This is a genomic window from Mesorhizobium sp. BHbdii (assembly GCF_053848045.1).
This window is the reverse complement of the sequence record NZ_JBSPKX010000091.1, coordinates 1-580: the sequence shown is the minus strand read 5'-3', so window position 1 is coordinate 580 and position 580 is coordinate 1. Positions and strand designations below refer to the sequence as shown.

At 62.6% G+C, this 580-nt stretch carries 1 protein-coding gene; it reads right to left on the bottom strand.

Features of this window, described 5'->3' with window-relative positions:
• Positions 1-33 precede the first annotated feature (33 nt).
• Positions 34-453 (bottom strand): rhodanese-like domain-containing protein, encoded by a 420-nt coding sequence (locus ACWTU8_RS32000; RefSeq protein ID WP_454579289.1) that lies wholly within the window; start codon positions 451-453, stop codon positions 34-36.
• Positions 454-580 lie beyond the last annotated feature (127 nt).

Sequence of the window (580 nt, the reverse complement as noted above, 5' to 3'; positions counted from 1 at the left end):
GATGTCGTGAGCCGGCCAGCCGGCAAAGCCAAATCACGCTTGTAGGACACCAGGCTCCTTGCCCGAGGCGAAAGGAAGCTCTTCGTCCTGCCAGCCTGAAATGCCGCCGATCATGATCTTGACCGGCAGGCCGAGGCTGGCCAGTTTAAAGGCCGCCCGGTCCGCGCCATTGCAATGCGGCCCGGCGCAGTAGACCACGAACAGCGTGCCTGCCGGCCATTCTGCCATCCGCTCGGCCGATATCTCGCGGTGCGGCAGGTGCAACGCGCCAGGCACATGGCGGCGCTCATAGGCGTCAGGCGAACCCACCACGTGCAGAAGTACGAAGTCCGGCTTTCCACCGCGCAGCGTCGCGGCGACATCGGAACAATCGGTCTCGAGCGAAAGCCGGTGCAGGAAATGGTCGCGGGCAATCTCCGGCGAGGCCGCTGGAATGTCGGTCACATAGCTCATCAAGGGGCTCCATCACTGATGGAGCTGGTCTCCATCGCTTTTGATGGGGTTGACGTAGCGCAGCGAGCCAGGCGATTGCAGCTGGCAGCTTTGCCATATATCGTCAAGATCATGCCAAATGCGCCCC